Source organism: Leptospira sp. WS58.C1, from assembly GCF_040833995.1.
Taxonomy (GTDB): domain Bacteria; phylum Spirochaetota; class Leptospiria; order Leptospirales; family Leptospiraceae; genus Leptospira_B; species Leptospira_B cinconiae.
The window spans coordinates 1,330,713-1,347,229 of sequence record NZ_CP162137.1 but is presented as its reverse complement, the minus strand read 5'-3'; the positions used below and the strand labels follow the sequence as shown (position 1 = coordinate 1,347,229).

Genomic DNA, 16,517 nt, shown 5'->3' with positions numbered 1-16,517 from the left:
AAATTTCCGCCCAATACTTGTTATAAGAAGATAGACGAAAAAGTTCGTATAAATTCTTTCAAAGTTCTGGGTGTTCTTTCTTTAATTTTCTCAATTCGCAGTTTTGAAGCCATTCACAACGAAGACAAAATGTATCCTCCGGATTGTAGTCTGATGGAGGACATAGATTCGTATTTTCCGCCTGTATAGGAACCAGTAAATTTTCCTTCTCCCTTGCATTCGAAATTCCATACAGTTGACTTAAGAGTTCTCTATTTTTTCGGATCTGTGTCTCGAATGGGTCTTCTATATTTTTGGGACGAACAACTACTCTCTCCTGATTTTCCTTAGGCTTATCCCACCTTCTTACAAAGATTGGGGTTTTGGTTTTTCCTCCGAATTTTTGGATCCCTAAAAGACTCAGTAGACCGAACACCGCTCCACCTAAATGACCGGAGTTACTCATCATCCCGAAAAAACTTTGGGACATTACCCCGCTGGAATGGAATTGCAGAAGATAATACGCATCAAATGAAAATCCGAAACCGATCAGGACCCAAGGAGCAAATTTCGCTCTTACGGGTGGAAAAACAAATCTTGCTTCGGGGAACATTAAACTGAATGCCGCAAGCACACCGAAAACTCCGCCACTTGCACCTACGGTTGCGGAATGATAACTATCCCAGATGGAATTTTCCGGAACAAGCCCCGTCTTCCAACCTATATAAGAAAAAGACAATACGAAAAGTCCCCCACCTAGTTGGGAGAGAAGATACACGCTTAAAAATTTCCAACCGCCGATATATCTGCAGAGCCAGAATCCGACAGTGAAAAGTCCGAACATATTCATACCGATATGGATGAGAGAAGAGAAGAAGTCGCCGCCTACCACATGTAGGAATCCGTACGTGAACACCTGCCAATACATTTTTTTTTCGATGACCAGGCTTGGGTTGAGTCCGAAAAAGTATGTGATAATTCCTCGTCCACCTTCCATCATCAGAAGCGCCCAGACGAAAATATTGAAGAATAAGACCAGGTTCAACGGGTGAACGAGCGAGAATCCGAAAAGCTTCGGACCTGAGGTCGGATTTCTCTTTGCCATTATGTAAGGATTAAAGGTACTGGTATCCTAGTCAAGTAGGCAAAGCCGGGGCGGGATCGGCCCCGGTTCGTCCTCATCCTCCGGGGAGTCGGTGGATGATTTCAATCACAGTTTTATCATCGAAGAAAGGAAAGGCCTGCTTTAGCCTCGGAGTGTAAAAAAATGAAAAAAGAGAACTTAAGGCCGATTTTTTGGGAGAAAGAAGGACTCAAACTTTTGGACCAAAGACAGATCCCAGGCAAAAAAGAATGGTTTACCGCTCGAAATTCCGAGGACGCAATTTTTGCCATCAAAGAAATGGTGGTTCGTGGAGCTCCTGCGATCGCCATTACCGGGTTATTCGGAGCGGTCTTGGAATTGAAAAAATTTTCTAACAAACCGGATTACCAAGAATTCCAGAGTATACTTTCCAAGATCCTATCTTCGAGGCCAACTGCGGTAAATCTACGCAGGGCTTTCGAGGAACTTTCTTCCATTTTTCCAAAAGAAGTATATGACAAAGTGTCTCTGTCGGAACTCCAACAAAAATCGGAAGAATTCGCCATCCATGTTTTCGATGAAGATATCCGGAACAATTTAGCATTAGCGAAGAACGGCGTAAGTCTTTTTCCTTCCACTCCTTCGAAACTAAAAATTATCACTCATTGTAATACCGGCGCTCTTGCAACTGCAGGTCATGGGACTGCGCTCGGGGTCATCCGTTCTCTCAAAGACGCCGGTCATGATCTTACGGTGTATGCAGACGAGACCCGTCCCTATCTGCAAGGAGCGAGACTCACCGCCTGGGAACTCATGGAAGAAGGGATCGAAAACTATCTGATCACGGATAGTATGGCCGGCTGGCTCATGTCCTCCCAAAAAATAGACGCTGTCATCGTAGGTGTGGATAGAGTAGCAGCCAACGGTGATTCGGCGAATAAGATAGGAACCTATCCTTTGGCGGTTTTAGCGAAACACCATGGGATCCCTTTTTATGTAGCAGCCACGGAAAAAAGTTTCGACTTTAAAATCGCTGACGGATCCCAAATTCCGATAGAAATGAGGACCCAAGACGAGGTCACTCGTTTGAACTTTTTGAAAAACGAAAAAGGAGAAGCGATCCTTTCCGAAGGAGTAATCGCTCCAGTCGGAGTAAAAGCGCTCAATCCTTCTTTCGATGTGACTCCAGCGAATCTGATCAAAGCATTTATCACGGAGAAAGGAATCGTTCCTCCGGATAAGATCAGAGATTTTTTCAGTTGATTACTTTTGCGGTTTGATTGCGACCATTGCGGCCTTGTCTTGGCCCGGCTGGAATCGCATCATAAAAGCAGATTGGAATTTTTCAACCTTCTCCACCTGCCTTCTATACTTGATGATACTTCCTTTATACGCGCCCTTTCGCACAACAAGCTGCACTTCCCCTGTATTAAATCTGGAAGATTTTAAGACTTCCAGTTTTTGTTTTACAAGTTCTATGAATTTATTCTGCTTATTGTATTCCTCGAAAACCTTACGATAACCTTCTTTTTTATCCTCAGGTATCTGCCCCCTGGATCTTTGAACCATCTGTTTGATCTGTTGGACCTTAGGAAGGACCTTCTCTATTTCCTTCTCCGCAACTTGGAGACGTTTAGTCAGATCTTGGAAACTTTTTTCGTTCCTAAAATGAAATCCTAACTCCACAGTTACATCTAACTCCGCCTGGGAACCGAGATTTGCGCAGGTCAATCCCATATACGTAGAAACGGTAGAAGATACTAAATTTCCGCTGGAACCGTTCAGGATCACGTTACCTAGAGAATGGATCTTTGAGTTCAGGATAAAACCTTCGACAACAACATCTCCATCCACCTCTATCTCCGCGTTCTCAATGAACTTAGCGTAAAGATGTCCGCCTATTTTAATGATATTCTTTCCGTCACCTTTGATCCCGCCGCTCACTTCTAGGTCTCGGGCGATCACCAAGTCGGATGTCTCCACATTCCCTTTTACCATCAAATTCCCTTGGGTTTTGATGGAGGTAGCAGCTTCCACATCTCCTTTTACTAAAACGTTTCCGTCATAATTGATATTTCCTGTTGAGAGTCCCACATTGGAATCGATCTGCAATTCTTGGGAAACGGTAATGGAAGACTCGGTGGAAAAGATCGCACCGTTGCAGGTGGCAAAATACTCTACTAAGGGTTTATTATCTTGGACTAACCCCTTTTCCTGAACATTCTTACCGATCGTAATTTTAGGTCTCTTAATAGAAGGTGGAGCAATGGGTTTTCCGAAAACGTCCATACCGGGTTTACCAGGGATCCCTTCGAAAAGGGTCGCAAGTTTTTCCCCCGCCTTTACGTAAATATACCTTTCGATATTCCTATAATCCGCATGTCCATCTTCCCCGATCTTGACCCTTTGGGCCTGGGGATGGTAAAATTTTACCCAACCATCCTCACCTTTAACGGGGGGAAAACCTTGGGCCACAACAAAAGAAATAGGAGAAAAATCCATCCGAGCGGTGGATGATTGCAATTGTTTTAACGCACCATAGATATTGTCCCCAATGATACGATCTTGGGAGATATCCTTATTATGAAGATACTCGATAATGATGCTGGTGGAAAGAGCCCTTCCCTTAATCATACCTGGACGGATCGTCAGATCGGCGCCAAGACTATCCGAACTGATCTTGAGAGAGAATACACTTTCCCAGCTTGTTTCTTGATCCGATATACCCGAAGTTTGCTCTGTACTCACAACCATACTACCTAGCTAACAATTCAAAAAGAAGTTTCCTCCGCCTTTTTTTATCATGGAAGAAATCCTTTTTTCGAATCCTGAAAAGATCCGAAAAAGATCGTATTTGAACCTGCCGGTTATTCCTTTTCGCGTTTTTAACAATAGACCACTATAACCTTTTACCCTGAATATACAAGAGTTTGGAACTCAAAAAAAAGGCGTAAGAGGCCTATCCTTAAGGACGGAATATTTTCGGAAAATATAACGTAAAGAATATTAGAGTCCTGATTTTTTTAGAAAAAAACCCCAGAGCCCGGCAAGTTTCGGGATCTCACCTAACTGGGTATAAAAGGGAAGATGGTCCCCATGAGTGATCAAATTGGACTTTAAGATCACTTTATGCTCCTCTTTTCCGTTCCTTAAAGATCCGAATAACTGCTCCGATTCGTCAGGAGAGATCACAGGATCGTCTGATCCGTGTAATAAGGCGATAGGCGCCTTCCAATCGGAGAGATAGTTTTTAGGAGAATTTCGTAAAATGAAGTTATGCGGGAGTACGGATAGAATAGGCTCTACTAACGCCATCCTAAAGCCGGGATCGGTTTGAAGAGAATGTACGAATTCCCTCTCTTTTTGGTTCAATTTTTTAAGGAGCTTCGGGGCCTTCTCCTCTTCTCCCATTCTTTTCAATCCGTTATCCAAGGCAGCTTCAAAGTAGAACTCTTCTAATTTCGAAAGTTTAGGCTCTAACTTAGAAATATAATTATATAATAAAACGTGAACCGCATACGGGTCCAGGTGATAATTGGACAGACTGAAAGGGAGAGTTTCCGCGAAGTCTGAGTACGTTCCGACAAGTAGAGCGGATTTTAGATTTTTCTGCTCTTCCTTTCCGGATAACGCCACCATTCCCATCCCGGCGGAAAAACTTGCGGATAAGAATGAGATCGCTTGGCCTTCTCTCTTTACGATCTCGTGGAATAATGTCCTGATATTCGGAACTGTATCCTCCGAAATTTCCAACCCTTTGACTTCCGGAAGTTCGGGAAGATACACAGTGGCACCGCTATTTCTTAGATGTTTTGCAAGTGTGAGGATCCTTGGATCGTCAATGCCTCGGTTACTCATCCCATGCTGCAAATAGATCGCAGGAGAATGTTCCGGGCCCGGAAATATTTTGGTCCGGAAGGAAATTTTTTTGGAAACTCTTACATGTTCTTCCCGGACTGCCGACTCGGGAGAATCTATCATGTCTGCGTATTTGAGTAAGAATGGAAGTCCCTGGAAAGAATATCGAATCATGCAAAGGAAGCCTTGTTTATATATTAATATTTTTGCATTAAGAGAATGAGATAGATCCTGCCCAAATATTCTTTAGCGTCCTCGTCTTTCAAAAAATAGATCAGAATATACTGTCTTAAATTTTCCAGATCTATCGGGACCAATTTATTGTTCAGATTTTCCGGAGGAAGAATATCTATTTGGAATCTTCCCAATTTCATTTCGGAGATGAGTTCGGCACAGATCTGGTTGGCAAATTCCAGCATAATGGAAGCAGCATGACTTCGGATAGTAGGATCAATATGGAAGGACCTGGCGATCTTGGGCAAAAGTTTGAGTTTAGTATAACCGTCCATTGCCAGATAAAGTTTCCCTTTTGCTTCACCTTGGAATTCCACAGAAGTACAGTTCTCGTAACATAGACCTTCGTTTTTAGAAGGTCCGAACGCTTCTCGGACCGCATGAACTCCTAGGTTTTTTTCCAAAAACTCCGGGAAGATCTGGGAAATGGTAAGTATGAATTTTTCATCCAATAATGGATCTATGTTCAAAGACATACTAAACGGTTCGGTCCCTCTTCTTTAGAAGAATGTAATGCTTTTTTGGCTCTTGGTTCCCATTCGGAGTCATCTTTTCTAACCCGAACCGAGGCTCCCACATTCAGCCTGGTCTTTTCCGGACCTAAAAATTCCATGAGCCCGGAAAGCGAATTTTGAAATTTCATCCAATCTTCCGCGTAAAAGAAGGTCGCTAATCGGTTTTTTCGGATGCGATAGATGGAAAAATTTTCTCCGAATCTAGACTTCCACCAATTTCCTAGACTTCTAAAATCGGAAACCAAATCCCCGTCGGACTCGAATTCCAAAAAGACCAGGATTTTGGTCTCCTCTCCGTCGACCTTTTCCCTTTCTAAATGTTGGGAAAACACCGGGTAGGAACTCCAGCCCGTTTCTCCGTCCTGGGATTCACCGGCGAGGACCAATCCTTCTACAAGTTTATCCAATCTAAAAGAAATTTCATCAAGGGAAAATTCAGATAGGGAGGAAGAAGTTTGTCTGACTTCTCCCAAGGAAAAAGAATCCCATTCCAATTTCCAAACGATTGCGCCTTCCTTTGGTTCGGTGGCTCTTTTTCTTTCGGATGGAAATACGGAAATACTTCCGGTTTTACTCGCTACAGTTTGTAGATCTCCTTTGGAATCATGTAGTAGAACTTCCCAATCTTCCTCTCCCACTCGGATAGAATCCAAAAAGGATCTTACCGCCTCGTAGGTTTTTCCTCTGACAGGAATATAGAAGGATTGGAAGGGAGTTTTTGTCTCCTTAGGAACTTCTTCTTTTAAGAGATATAAGGACTCATCTTGGGAAAAGATCGAAGGAACACCTTCCTCGGAAGGAATTTTTTCGAAGGCGGCTTGTTTTTGGCCTTCGGGAACTTCTTCCTTTAGGATCGATTGGAAGAATGGGACCTCCGACTCGGTGTCCTTCTCTTCTCTTCTATCCATTGTAGTATGTACAACGTATCCGAATAGGGAAAGCAGACAGAAGGAGATCCCACCCAAGGCCAAAACTTCCCCGTCGATCCAGGTCGAAAGAGAAGCGGAAGCCAATGGAAAAACTTCTAAAATGGGAAAAAATTGGGGGAAAAATTGCATTTTGTAAACTTCAGTTCCGTTACTATATGTAACGGGTTTTCCCCGGTCCGGCTCAAACGATTTTTCTATGAAACTCTACTCGGAACTGGCAGAATATTACTTCGATATTGAAAAGAACGCTCGAAAATTCGAGATGGAAACCCAATTTATAGATAGGCTTTTCCGAAAACACAGGGTCCGGAATATTTTAGACCTAGGTTGCGGCACGGGAGAACATGTTACCCATTTCCAAAGCCTTGGATATAAATCCAGAGGTATAGATTCCTCGATCAAAATGATTGAGGTGGCCAAAAAAAGATATTCCCATTGCAAATTCGAAGTGGGAGCCATGCAATCCTATAAATCCCAGGAAAAATGGGACGCAATCATCAGTTTATTCGGTTCTTTTAATTATTTATTATCTAATGAAGAAGTAGAAGCGGCTCTCAAAAATCTGGAGCTGAACCTAAAACCGGCAGGCATCGCAGTTTTAGAAGTTTGGAATGCGGAACCTCTTCGCAAGATCAAAAGAAAAGCGATCGGTCCGGTTGCTCAGATCAAGGCCAAAAACACTACCATACAAAGAAACAGAGGATTTCGCCTAGTCAGAGCGGACCAATCCACTGTCGTCGAAGTAAATTATATCTATAATCTGAACGCAAAAGAGATCAAAGACAAACATTTGATGAGAGCCTATTTCCTAGTGGAACTCCAAAGAATGCTCGCAAAACACAGAATGGAGATCCTACATGTATACTCCAACTACAACGAAGTAAAATTCAAAAGTAATGCGAGTAGAATGATCTTGGTTCTGAAGAAGAAGAGTAATTAGTCTTCATTTCGCACAGAGAGCACTGAGTTCACGGAGGTATTCAATTCGTGAAAAATCGTGACGTAGGAGTTCCAACACGTACGTCCTAATTTTTTCTCCGTGTTCTCTGTGAGCTCCGTGCGAAAAAACCTAGAAAATCTTCTTCCCAGAGTCGGAATAAAAATCCAAAATTGCCATCCGGAGGAATGAGATGGCGGAGAACTATGACCTTACTGTGATCGGCGGTGGACCGGGAGGATATGTGGCTGCCATTCGAGCAGCCCAACTCGGATTGAACGTATGTCTAGTAGAAAAAGAAAAACTAGGCGGGGTATGTTTAAACTGGGGTTGTATTCCTACAAAAGCACTTTTAGAATCCGCACATTTATTAGAATCCATCCGCAAATCAGAAACCTTCGGCCTAAATGTGGAAAAAGTTTCTCCGGATTTTCCGAACATCATCAAACGGTCCAGGGGTGTCGCAGACACAATGTCTAACGGAGTCGAGTTTTTGATGAAAAAGAATAAAATTTCCGTTAAAAAAGGTAGCGCGGTTTTCAAAGACAAAAATACGATCTGGCTTCCGGACACTTCTAAAGAAGAGATCCAATCCGAATATTTTATCATCGCAACGGGGGCCAGGCCGAAAGAATTTCCGGGACTTCCATTCGATGGGGAGAAAGTTCTCTCCAGTAAACACGCAATGATCCAAAACTCTCCTCCTAAAACTTTGGCAATCATTGGTGCCGGAGCCATCGGAATAGAATTTGCGGACTTCTATTCCAGCATGGGAACTCAAGTGACGGTTGTAGAGATGCAGGATAAAATCCTCCCATTAGAGGATCCTGAAATCTCCAACCTTCTCAATCGTTCCTTCGTTAAACGAGGCATACAGATCCTGACAAGTGTTGGAGTATCCGAACCTAAGTTGGAATCGGATGGAGTATCCATTCTTCTAAAGGGAGAAGGAATCGCTCCGGAAGGAGAAAGAAAAAAGTTCGACAAGGTTCTTGTGGCGATCGGCGTCACTCCGAACACGGAAGGTATCCACCTGGAGGAGATTGGAGTGTTTCTACAAAAAGGATTTATCAAGGTAGATACTAAATTTAGGACCAAAGTTCAAAATATTTATGCGATCGGAGATTGTATCGGAGCACCATTACTCGCTCATGTGGCTTCTACCGAAGGGATTAAAGCAGCGGAAGCGATTTCTATCCAAAAGAAAAATCCTCATGGGCTGGTTTACGAACCATTAGATTATCTTAAAATTCCTGCTTGCACTTATTGCCATCCGGAAGTTGCCTCAGTCGGCTTAAAGGAAGAAGAAGCCAAAAAATCCGGCATAGACGTGGTCGTAGGAAAATTCCCGTTTAGAGCGAACGGTAGAGCCCAAGCCTTAGGCGAAGTGGAAGGAATGGTGAAACTAGTGGCGGATCGCAAAACTGGAGAAGTATTAGGGGCTCACCTTATCGGACCGAATGTTACCGAAATATTAGGTGAGATCAATTTAGGAATGGGATCCGAGCTAACCTTAAAAGAAATTGCGGGAAGGATACATGCCCACCCTACACTTTCCGAATCCGTAATGGAAGCGGCAGGACAGGCATTAGGAGAAGCGATTAATATCTAACGTAACTCATGCAGAAACGTTCGATTCTTCCAAGGATCCGGTGAATAGGATATCCATCTTATTCACTTTAAACTCTTTAGGAAGTTTGGAATCTATGGTAAGAAGGTCCGCGTCTAGATCATGGAATTTACCTGTTTTCTCATCGAAAAAATGGAAATGATCGTCGATATTACTATCGAATACTGATTTTCCCAAACAGGAAAATTTAAATTCTCTTAATAGACCGGCAGATACTAAAACGTTTAAAGTATTGTAAACGGTTGCCAAACTCATCTTTAAAGAACGTTTATCTACCCATTCTTTTACTTCTTCCGCGGTAGGATGATCCGCTTCACAAAGCACGTATTGGCAAATGGAAATCCTTTGCATGGTCGGTTGTATCGAAACCGATTTTAATCTGCTCTCTATTTCGTCCGGAGTCAGGCAGTATTCTTTTTGTTTACCTAAAACAGTCATGGTTGTCGGTTCTCTCTAAGGGCCTATATATCTGACGGTCCGAAAGACCCAAATATAAAGCAAAAAGTCTAGAAGATATGGATTCCTGTTAGGATCCTGCAAAAAAGGAAGGATTTATGCAATCTAAAAAAAGAAGCCCAAAAAAACCCGGAAAATCACCGATTTTCCTTTGAAACAATATCGGAATCTCTATAACCTGACGAAAAATCTTCGAAAAGCAGAGAATGATGAGAAACAAATTTTTTATTACCCTACTCTTTCTCTCCCTTGTCCTGAACGTTTCCGTTTGGGCTGAAACAGGGGCTTCCCCTCAAACGAACGGCTTAGCTCAATCCGAAACGGATACAAGCCACGGGGAACATGGGACCGGAAACGGGCACCAAGAGACTGCATCCGCTCATGGGGAGGCAGGAGATGATCTTCCTCTCTGGTCGGTTATTCCTTTTGTCCTAATCCTACTCAGCATTGCACTTCTACCCTTGATCTCTCATACGACTGAGCATTGGTGGGAGAATAATAATAACAAACTTCTTCTTTCTTTGGCATTAGGAGGAGTTTCTTTCGGGATATTAATGGCGCATAGCTGGGGTGGAAAAATTTTCCACACGATGGTATTCGACTATATTCCGTTTATTATTCTGTTAGGTGCACTTTTTTATATTTCCGGCGGTATCGTATTAAACGGGGATATAGAAGCTACTCCCATAAATAACACCATCTTCTTGATCGTGGGGACTTTCTTAGCATCCTTTATCGGAACGACCGGAGCTTCCATGCTTCTGATCCGACCTCTACTCAAGACTAACTCAGAAAGAAAACATGTGGTCCACACAGTGATCTTCTTTATTTTTTTGGTTTCCAATATTGGCGGTTCTTTGACTCCATTGGGGGATCCTCCTTTATTCTTGGGGTATCTGCAGGGAGTCCCTTTCGTATGGACTTTTAAATTATTTCCTGAAATGGTAATTGCTTCCGGTATTCTGCTCGTGATCTACTTTATCTGGGACACGATCATGCACGGAAAGGAAACCAAAAAGGACCTCCGTTACGATCATGCTCACAGACAACCTATCGGTTTAGAAGGCCAGGTAAATTTGATCTGGCTTTTAGGCGTGATCTTATCCGTCGCTTTCCTAAACCAAAACTATATTCCTGCCATTGCAAAATACCCTTTCCTTGGGTTCATCAGAGAAGCAGTTCTAATCGGTTTGATTGCTTTGTCTAAAGTGACTTCCAATCCTAAACTGAGAGAAAAGAACAAATTCACTTTAGGTCCCATCCAAGAAGTGGCTTACCTGTTCATCGGTATTTTCTTAACCATGATCCCTGCATTATTACTCCTGGAACACCATGGAAAAGAATTGGGAATCACAGAAAGATGGCAGTTCTTCTGGGCAACAGGCGCATTCTCGGGGGTTTTGGACAATGCTCCTACCTACCTGACCTTCTTATCCTTGGCTAAAGGATTATTAGGATATTCTAATGTAGGCCAGATCTTAGCGGATCCGGTGGGAGAGGAGTTACTAAAAGCGATTTCCGTGGGTGCGGTATTTATGGGTGCTTTGACCTATATAGGTAATGCGCCGAACTTCATGGTAAAATCCGTAGCAGAAGAGAATAAGATTAAAATGCCAAGTTTCGGAGGATATGTAGTGTATTCCTTCCTACTTTTGGTACCAACCTTCTTACTTTTGACTTGGATCTTCTTCCTCTAAAAGATCCTTTTTCTCTCCGCTTCTTTCCGGAGCGGAGAATTTTTACTCTTCCTTGATCGGAATAAACACGACCGAATGGATCGTCTTTGCGCCGAGAGTTCCTTCTTCGGTCAATTTTTGTGTGTACATCACTTCTGCCTTTGTATTTCGTGCAGGTTTGTACATGATGATCTGATTCACGTAATCGAATACTGAAATGGAATAATCGATCACAGTCAGAGCTGTTTGCAAGGGTAGAAACCTGGATCTGCTCAAGGGTTTCATTTCCGTCTCTTTAGGAAGTGCGAGCCATTTGTACATTCTCGCAGATCTTCCTATACTTTTTACATTCTCCCATTCCAGTTTTGTTTCAGGAAAAGAAGCCTGAACCTGTTTAAAATTTACTCTTACCGGTAGCCCCTTCTCTTTGGATTCCCTGAGTGCAGTGGATAATTGAAGATCGAAAGTATCCTCATCTAGGTATTCGATCTCATTGCAGGAAGAAAATACCGTCTCACAGATATCTCCGTATCTTTTATGCACGAAGAAGATCAGGTTGATCTTTCCGTTTCCCGGATGATATAGGACTTTAGCGTTATAATCTCCCGTCCTCTTAAAATATACGTATCTGTAAATTCTTCTGATAAGCCCCCAACCGATCAAGCCCACATCCTTTAAAACGGGAGGATCCGTGATCTCCAATCCTCTGACGGCGATATGTAGTTTTTCGACGGCGACCCTTCCGTCTCTTTTAGAAATTTCTAATAGAAAATCACGCAGCTCGTCCAGTTCGTCGTCCGCGAGTTTAAGATTTTTTTCGGAAAGATCCACTAAGACCTTTCCGGCATTCTCTTCTAAAAGTCTTCTGACTTCGGATTTTCCACCTTTGGAATTCAATTCATCCAATGTATAACGAATACAATCCTCTTCATGACAAGAGATCTGCTCTTCGTATCTGTCGATACCGAAATAACCTGTGGAAGGATCGGGCGCTTCGGAAAATAGAAGACCCGGAGTAAAAAATAAGCTTAGGACTAGAAGTTTAGCTAGCTTCGTCCGTATATTCCATGACCAGATACATAAGAGTTTCGGTATCCGTTGGGTTGATATATTCGTGGGGAACATCCGCTCTAAAATATACGGAATCTTTTGCATCCAGTTCTACCACCTTGTCCCCCACACGGAGGCGCAATTTCCCTTGGACCACGACAAGGTTCTCGGTTGTTCCGGCTTTATGAGCTTCTGCAACTTCGATACCTCCCGGTTTCAGGATCAGTTCGTAAAATTCTACCCTTCTGCCTCCGATAAACGGAAACAAGGCACGACTAGAATATACCTTGGAGCTGGAATATAAGACTTTCGTATTCTCCGCTTTTAGGAGAAAAACTCCTTCCGTTCCCTTCTCTTTGAGAAGTTCACTGAAAGGAACATTCAGACCGGTTGCGATCTTCCATAATACCGCGATTGTAGGAACACTTTTACCTTGCTCTATTTGAGAAAGCATGGCTCGGCTCACCCCGCAACGGGATGCCAATTTGTCTAATGAGAGTCCTTTAGTATGGCGAATTAATTTTAGGTTTTCTTTAACGACTTCTGTTATATGTTCGCTGGAGATGAGTTCCTTCCCATCGAGTTCTTCGGCATCGGCCTGTTTCATACCTAATTCGTCCAATATAACGGAAGATGTGTCAATCCAATTTCCATACTTTCCAAAAACGGGAATCAAATTAGAGAAGATACGACAGGAAAAACAATGAGGGAACCGAAACCCAAATTTCCGGCCATTAAGCATCCGATTCGAAAATGGTATGAGAAGGGGTTCCTACTCGCCGTGGAAAAACCGGCAGGAATCCCTGTCCATGCTACATTCGATCCAAATCGTCCAAATCTGGAAGATCTCGTCCGGCAACAAGAGAAGGAACCGGAATTACGACTACTCCATAGACTGGACAAAGACACGAGTGGGATCCTTCTATTTTGCAAAGAGCCATCCAAAAATAAAGAAGCGGATTCGATCTTAGCAGATTCGGAAAAAACCTATTTGGCTATTTGTGCAGGAATTCCAAAAGAGAAAGAATTCAGAGTGGAATGTTTTTTGAAAGATGGAAAAGGAAAAGTAAGTTCAGTTCGTTCCGGTGGCAAAAAAGCGATCACAGATTTTACACTTCTCTCCTATTCAAAAGAAAAAAATATCTCCTTGGTTGCGGCAAAATTAGTTACGGGTAGAAGACACCAGATCCGATTTCATCTTTCTTCGATCGGAACTCCTATCTTGGGAGACGAAACATACTGTGATTCTTCCTCTAAAAGTTTAGTTCCGAAACCAAAACGATTTTTATTACATTCTTATCTTCTAAAATTCAAAAACGAATTCAACGAAGAAGTAAAACTTATCTCCGAGCTTCCTTCGGATTTTCAACCTTATATGCGCTTTTTTTCTGGTATACGTTTTCCGGAATGAGTAAGCTGGTCCTCACTTTTCCGGAGGCGAAAATGAGTGAATCCATAGCATTGATCATAGGCGGATCAGGGGCCGCAGGCCAAAGCGCGATAGAAGGCCTTCGGGAACATTCCAAAAAGTCCGGAGTCAAATGGAATATTATCTCGACTACTTCCGGTGATTCTCAAGTCACCGGAGCAGATAAAACAATTCCACATATCCAATTAGAAGAGCCTGAAGCTGCCGTTCAGAAAGTCCTAAAAGAAATCAATCATCTGAAAGTGGATATTTTTATCTATACTCCTGCGAGAGGGAATTTAGGTTATCCAGTTTCTGAAACTCCGGATGTAGATATCATAAACACCGCTAAATTCTGTCTGGATCCCATGATAGAACTGGAAAGAAAACTGAACCCACGTTTGACCGTCGGATATTCCGCCTTTTATTATCTTCCGCATTTACTTACTTCTTATGGAGCGTTAGCATTCATCAAAAAGAAAATGGAAGAGTGGGCTATCGAAAAACCGGATTCCAGAAAAATGATCCGCGCGGGAAGTTTCATAAGTACAAGTGCAAGGGGGATCGGAGTACTTCTGCAAAAAATCGGCAGGTCTTCTCCTTTTCCAGAATTACAAAACCTAATGAAGGAGCATAAGGAATCCGGCAAAAAGTTTTCCGAATTCTTTTGGGACTATGTTCGTGGGTCTGAAAAAAGGATATTCGAAAAACAATTTCCGAATATTCCATATAGAGCCACCGAACAAAATGATCTAAAGATCGGTTTATTAAAAATTCTAGATGGAGAGAAGGCTCCGATCGTTTCCTTGATCGGAGATTGGATCTGGACCGATGATAAACTTCCGGAAATGCCTGAGTATTTGAAAAAAAGATAATTTCGCACAGAGTTCACAAAGTTTTATAGAGGCTCTGAGTTTTCTCGCACAGAGGCACGGAGCCCACAGAGAGAAACAGCGTTGGGGCGTAATGTTAGAAGTCCTATATCACATCCCTCCGCGTCTTTGTGTCTCTGTGTGAAAAAAACTTCGTGTCTCTTTTAACTCAGTGACTTTTATAGCGGAACTGTTTTCCAGTTCTTAACGGATTGGACAAACACTCCAGGAGGGGGTGCCTTCTTACCTCGGTCCAAAAAAATCCCTTTGGACCTTACATGAGAAAGCATAGGGAAATCGTTTTCAGAATCTCCGAATGCGAGATCGTAACCTTGATTTCCATTGGCTAGATTGAGTAATTTTACTTTTCCGATGCCGTAAGTAAAAGGTTCTATCAGCTCGTGGCTTAAGATCCCATTCTTTTCGATCAACCTCATGCCAAGTACATTCTCTTTCGGAATACCCCAACGTTCCGAAACCATTTGGATCACAGGTTCCGGTGAAGCGGTTACGATCCAAATTTTGGTCCCAGCCTTTTCCAACTCTTTTACAAGTTCCAACATAGGATGAAATGCTTGGACCGCTTTGGGACTTGTATCCTTCTGGTTCTTTTCCCAAACAAGATTTGCGGTATTCTGCAACTCCTTCGTGGATCTACCAGAAAAGATCCAAGTAGACCATCTATACCCCGCTTCCAAGCCTTCTTTCTCTATCTTGGATTCGTAATATTTCCAGACCTCGTCCATAAAGGATTGAGTATCCGTTTTACGCAAAATTTCCATTTTTTCGGAGATTGCGGCTTCCGGGAAAAAAGGAGTAAGGGATTGGATCCAAGGAACTCCAGCTAGTAAAAGTTCGCACATGACTTCCTCTCCGAAATCACCTCGGACAAGAGTATTATCAAAATCGAATAAAGCTGTATGGATTTTCCGGCCGGCCAGGCTCTCTTCCAAATAGGAAAAGATTTCGGAAGACCAGTCGGAATTAGAGATCAACGGTTTATTGCTGGATGGTTTCTTTTGCGATTGCAACTTGGGATTCTTTATCAGCTAAGAAAGGGGGAAGATAATGTTCAGGGTTCAAAACCACGTTTTGGTAACGGACTTCGAAGTGAACATGTGGCCCGGTGGTATGCCCTGTATTTCCGGAAAGTGCAAGCACTTGTCCTTTTTTCACTTTGTCGCCTTGCTTTACGAAAAGAAGGGAATTATGGGCGTATAATGTTTGGATGCCGTTGATTTGAGGATGAGTAAGAACTACTCGTAGTCCGTATCCACCGTCTCTTTTAGAATCGGTTACAACTCCATCAGCGGCTGCAATCACTACGGATCCGTTCGGACAAGCGATGTCCACACCTGCATGTAAGGCGTTCCAACGTCTTCCTAGTCTAGAAGTGACTCTGGAATATTTGAAACTCAAAGGCCAGATCAATTCTCTCGCATCCGAGGTGAAAATCTCTCTTCCTTTGTCTTCTAATAGAAGATTACGGGTATAATTTGCGTTATAGGGGAAGAATACAGGCTCTGAGTTTTGGATCTTTCCGCTGTCGTGGATCCCGTTGAGAAGACGAACTTCTCTTTCGGAAGTTCCGAATTTATGGTATAGATCCTCTAGGGATTCTTTTACTTTTCCGGGAACGATCCAGATCCCTTCTCTAGATTGATAGGTTTGGATGAATTGGTTGTCGACCTTAACTTCTTCCAAATATGTATTTGCGAAAGATTTCCAGGAAAGGACGACGAGTGCAGAAGCACCTACTATCGTAAGAATAGTTTTTCTTTTCATTTGGTTCTTTCCTTTTTGCGCCGCCAAAAATTCTCTTAAAAAACGGGTCTTGCTTTTAAGATCGGCGGTAAATTTCCGAAAGTTCAACCTATCCTCCTGGTCCA

15 protein-coding genes and 1 pseudogene are annotated in these 16,517 nt (G+C 42.7%); 6 read left to right on the top strand and 10 right to left on the bottom strand.

Features of this window, described 5'->3' with window-relative positions; translation table 11 throughout:
- Positions 1–58 precede the first annotated feature (58 nt).
- Positions 59–1,084, bottom strand: a complete 1,026-nt coding sequence (locus AB3N61_RS06135; protein WP_020767940.1) for a rhomboid family intramembrane serine protease — start codon at positions 1,082–1,084, stop codon at positions 59–61.
- Between the two features lie 162 nt (positions 1,085–1,246).
- Here AB3N61_RS06135 and mtnA point away from each other — a divergent pair, with 162 nt between their 5' ends.
- Positions 1,247–2,326: an S-methyl-5-thioribose-1-phosphate isomerase gene (gene mtnA / locus AB3N61_RS06130; protein WP_367898750.1), complete on the top strand. Its 1,080-nt coding sequence runs from the start codon at positions 1,247–1,249 to the stop codon at positions 2,324–2,326.
- On the opposite strand, the gene AB3N61_RS06125 is transcribed toward mtnA, so the two are convergent.
- The 4 genes from AB3N61_RS06125 to AB3N61_RS06110 form a co-directional block, all read right to left on the bottom strand.
- On the bottom strand, positions 2,327–3,817 hold the full coding sequence (locus tag AB3N61_RS06125) for a DUF342 domain-containing protein (protein WP_367898749.1): 1,491 nt from the start codon (positions 3,815–3,817) through the stop codon (positions 2,327–2,329).
- Between the two features lie 252 nt (positions 3,818–4,069).
- Positions 4,070–5,095, bottom strand: a complete 1,026-nt coding sequence (locus AB3N61_RS06120; protein WP_367898748.1) for an alpha/beta hydrolase — start codon at positions 5,093–5,095, stop codon at positions 4,070–4,072.
- 23 nt (positions 5,096–5,118) lie between these two features.
- Positions 5,119–5,631, bottom strand: coding sequence for a chemotaxis protein CheX (locus AB3N61_RS06115; protein ID WP_020767899.1), 513 nt, complete (start codon positions 5,629–5,631; stop codon positions 5,119–5,121).
- Entirely contained in the window at positions 5,622–6,728 is a 1,107-nt protein-coding gene (locus tag AB3N61_RS06110; protein ID WP_367898747.1) for a hypothetical protein, read from the bottom strand. Before AB3N61_RS06110 ends, AB3N61_RS06115 begins: the two co-directional genes overlap by 10 nt.
- 67 nt (positions 6,729–6,795) lie before the next feature.
- Here AB3N61_RS06110 and AB3N61_RS06105 point away from each other — a divergent pair, with 67 nt between their 5' ends.
- Together AB3N61_RS06105 and lpdA are read left to right on the top strand one after the other, a co-directional pair.
- Entirely contained in the window at positions 6,796–7,539 is a 744-nt protein-coding gene (locus tag AB3N61_RS06105) for a class I SAM-dependent DNA methyltransferase (RefSeq protein WP_020767888.1), read from the top strand.
- A gap of 190 nt (positions 7,540–7,729) precedes the next feature.
- Positions 7,730–9,148, top strand: coding sequence for a dihydrolipoyl dehydrogenase (lpdA, locus tag AB3N61_RS06100; RefSeq protein ID WP_020767996.1), 1,419 nt, complete (start codon positions 7,730–7,732; stop codon positions 9,146–9,148).
- A gap of 6 nt (positions 9,149–9,154) precedes the next feature.
- On the opposite strand, the gene perRB is transcribed toward lpdA, so the two are convergent.
- Positions 9,155–9,604 (bottom strand): peroxide-responsive transcriptional repressor PerRB, encoded by a 450-nt coding sequence (gene perRB, locus AB3N61_RS06095; RefSeq protein ID WP_020767927.1) that lies wholly within the window; start codon positions 9,602–9,604, stop codon positions 9,155–9,157.
- 380 nt (positions 9,605–9,984) lie between these two features.
- On the opposite strand from perRB, the pseudogene AB3N61_RS06090 reads away from it, so the two are divergent.
- A pseudogene (locus tag AB3N61_RS06090) lies at positions 9,985–11,319 on the top strand (sodium:proton antiporter); the annotation flags it as partial.
- Positions 11,320–11,361: 42 nt separating this feature from the next.
- Here AB3N61_RS06090 and AB3N61_RS06085 read toward each other — a convergent pair.
- Together AB3N61_RS06085 and AB3N61_RS06080 are read right to left on the bottom strand one after the other, a co-directional pair.
- Positions 11,362–12,360 carry a hypothetical protein gene (locus AB3N61_RS06085; RefSeq protein WP_412758405.1) on the bottom strand — a complete coding sequence of 333 codons (999 nt, stop codon included), beginning with the start codon at positions 12,358–12,360 and terminating at the stop codon, positions 11,362–11,364.
- Positions 12,341–12,955: a helix-turn-helix domain-containing protein gene (locus AB3N61_RS06080; protein WP_024864129.1), complete on the bottom strand. Its 615-nt coding sequence runs from the start codon at positions 12,953–12,955 to the stop codon at positions 12,341–12,343. Before AB3N61_RS06080 ends, AB3N61_RS06085 begins: the two co-directional genes overlap by 20 nt.
- A 96-nt stretch (positions 12,956–13,051) precedes the next feature.
- Between AB3N61_RS06080 and AB3N61_RS06075 the strand changes: the two genes are divergently transcribed.
- Together AB3N61_RS06075 and AB3N61_RS06070 are read left to right on the top strand one after the other, a co-directional pair.
- Entirely contained in the window at positions 13,052–13,759 is a 708-nt protein-coding gene (locus AB3N61_RS06075; RefSeq protein ID WP_020767924.1) for an RluA family pseudouridine synthase, read from the top strand.
- Between the two features lie 32 nt (positions 13,760–13,791).
- Positions 13,792–14,631 (top strand): SDR family NAD(P)-dependent oxidoreductase, encoded by an 840-nt coding sequence (locus AB3N61_RS06070; RefSeq protein ID WP_367898745.1) that lies wholly within the window; start codon positions 13,792–13,794, stop codon positions 14,629–14,631.
- A 176-nt stretch (positions 14,632–14,807) separates the two neighbouring features.
- Here the strand turns inward: AB3N61_RS06070 and AB3N61_RS06065 are convergent, their stop codons facing one another.
- Together AB3N61_RS06065 and AB3N61_RS06060 are read right to left on the bottom strand one after the other, a co-directional pair.
- Entirely contained in the window at positions 14,808–15,623 is an 816-nt protein-coding gene (locus AB3N61_RS06065) for an HAD family hydrolase (protein WP_412758404.1), read from the bottom strand.
- A 4-nt stretch (positions 15,624–15,627) separates the two neighbouring features.
- Positions 15,628–16,440 (bottom strand): M23 family metallopeptidase, encoded by an 813-nt coding sequence (locus AB3N61_RS06060; protein ID WP_367899062.1) that lies wholly within the window; start codon positions 16,438–16,440, stop codon positions 15,628–15,630.
- Positions 16,441–16,517 lie beyond the last annotated feature (77 nt).

Excerpts from the sequence above, each read along its gene's own strand:
- AB3N61_RS06080 (WP_024864129.1), bottom strand. The coding sequence starts at position 12,955 with ATGAAACAGGCCGATGCCGAAGAACTCGATGGGAAGGAACTCATCTCC.
- perRB (WP_020767927.1), bottom strand. The coding sequence starts at position 9,604 with ATGACTGTTTTAGGTAAACAAAAAGAATACTGCCTGACTCCGGACGAA.
- AB3N61_RS06115 (WP_020767899.1), bottom strand. The coding sequence starts at position 5,631 with ATGTCTTTGAACATAGATCCATTATTGGATGAAAAATTCATACTTACC.
- AB3N61_RS06135 (WP_020767940.1), bottom strand. The coding sequence starts at position 1,084 with ATGGCAAAGAGAAATCCGACCTCAGGTCCGAAGCTTTTCGGATTCTCG.
- mtnA (WP_367898750.1), top strand. The coding sequence starts at position 1,247 with ATGAAAAAAGAGAACTTAAGGCCGATTTTTTGGGAGAAAGAAGGACTC.
- AB3N61_RS06105 (WP_020767888.1), top strand. The coding sequence starts at position 6,796 with ATGAAACTCTACTCGGAACTGGCAGAATATTACTTCGATATTGAAAAG.
- AB3N61_RS06125 (WP_367898749.1), bottom strand. The coding sequence starts at position 3,817 with ATGGTTGTGAGTACAGAGCAAACTTCGGGTATATCGGATCAAGAAACA.
- AB3N61_RS06075 (WP_020767924.1), top strand. The coding sequence starts at position 13,052 with ATGAGGGAACCGAAACCCAAATTTCCGGCCATTAAGCATCCGATTCGA.
- lpdA (WP_020767996.1), top strand. The coding sequence starts at position 7,730 with ATGGCGGAGAACTATGACCTTACTGTGATCGGCGGTGGACCGGGAGGA.
- AB3N61_RS06070 (WP_367898745.1), top strand. The coding sequence starts at position 13,792 with ATGAGTGAATCCATAGCATTGATCATAGGCGGATCAGGGGCCGCAGGC.
- AB3N61_RS06120 (WP_367898748.1), bottom strand. The coding sequence starts at position 5,095 with ATGATTCGATATTCTTTCCAGGGACTTCCATTCTTACTCAAATACGCA.
- AB3N61_RS06110 (WP_367898747.1), bottom strand. The coding sequence starts at position 6,728 with ATGCAATTTTTCCCCCAATTTTTTCCCATTTTAGAAGTTTTTCCATTG.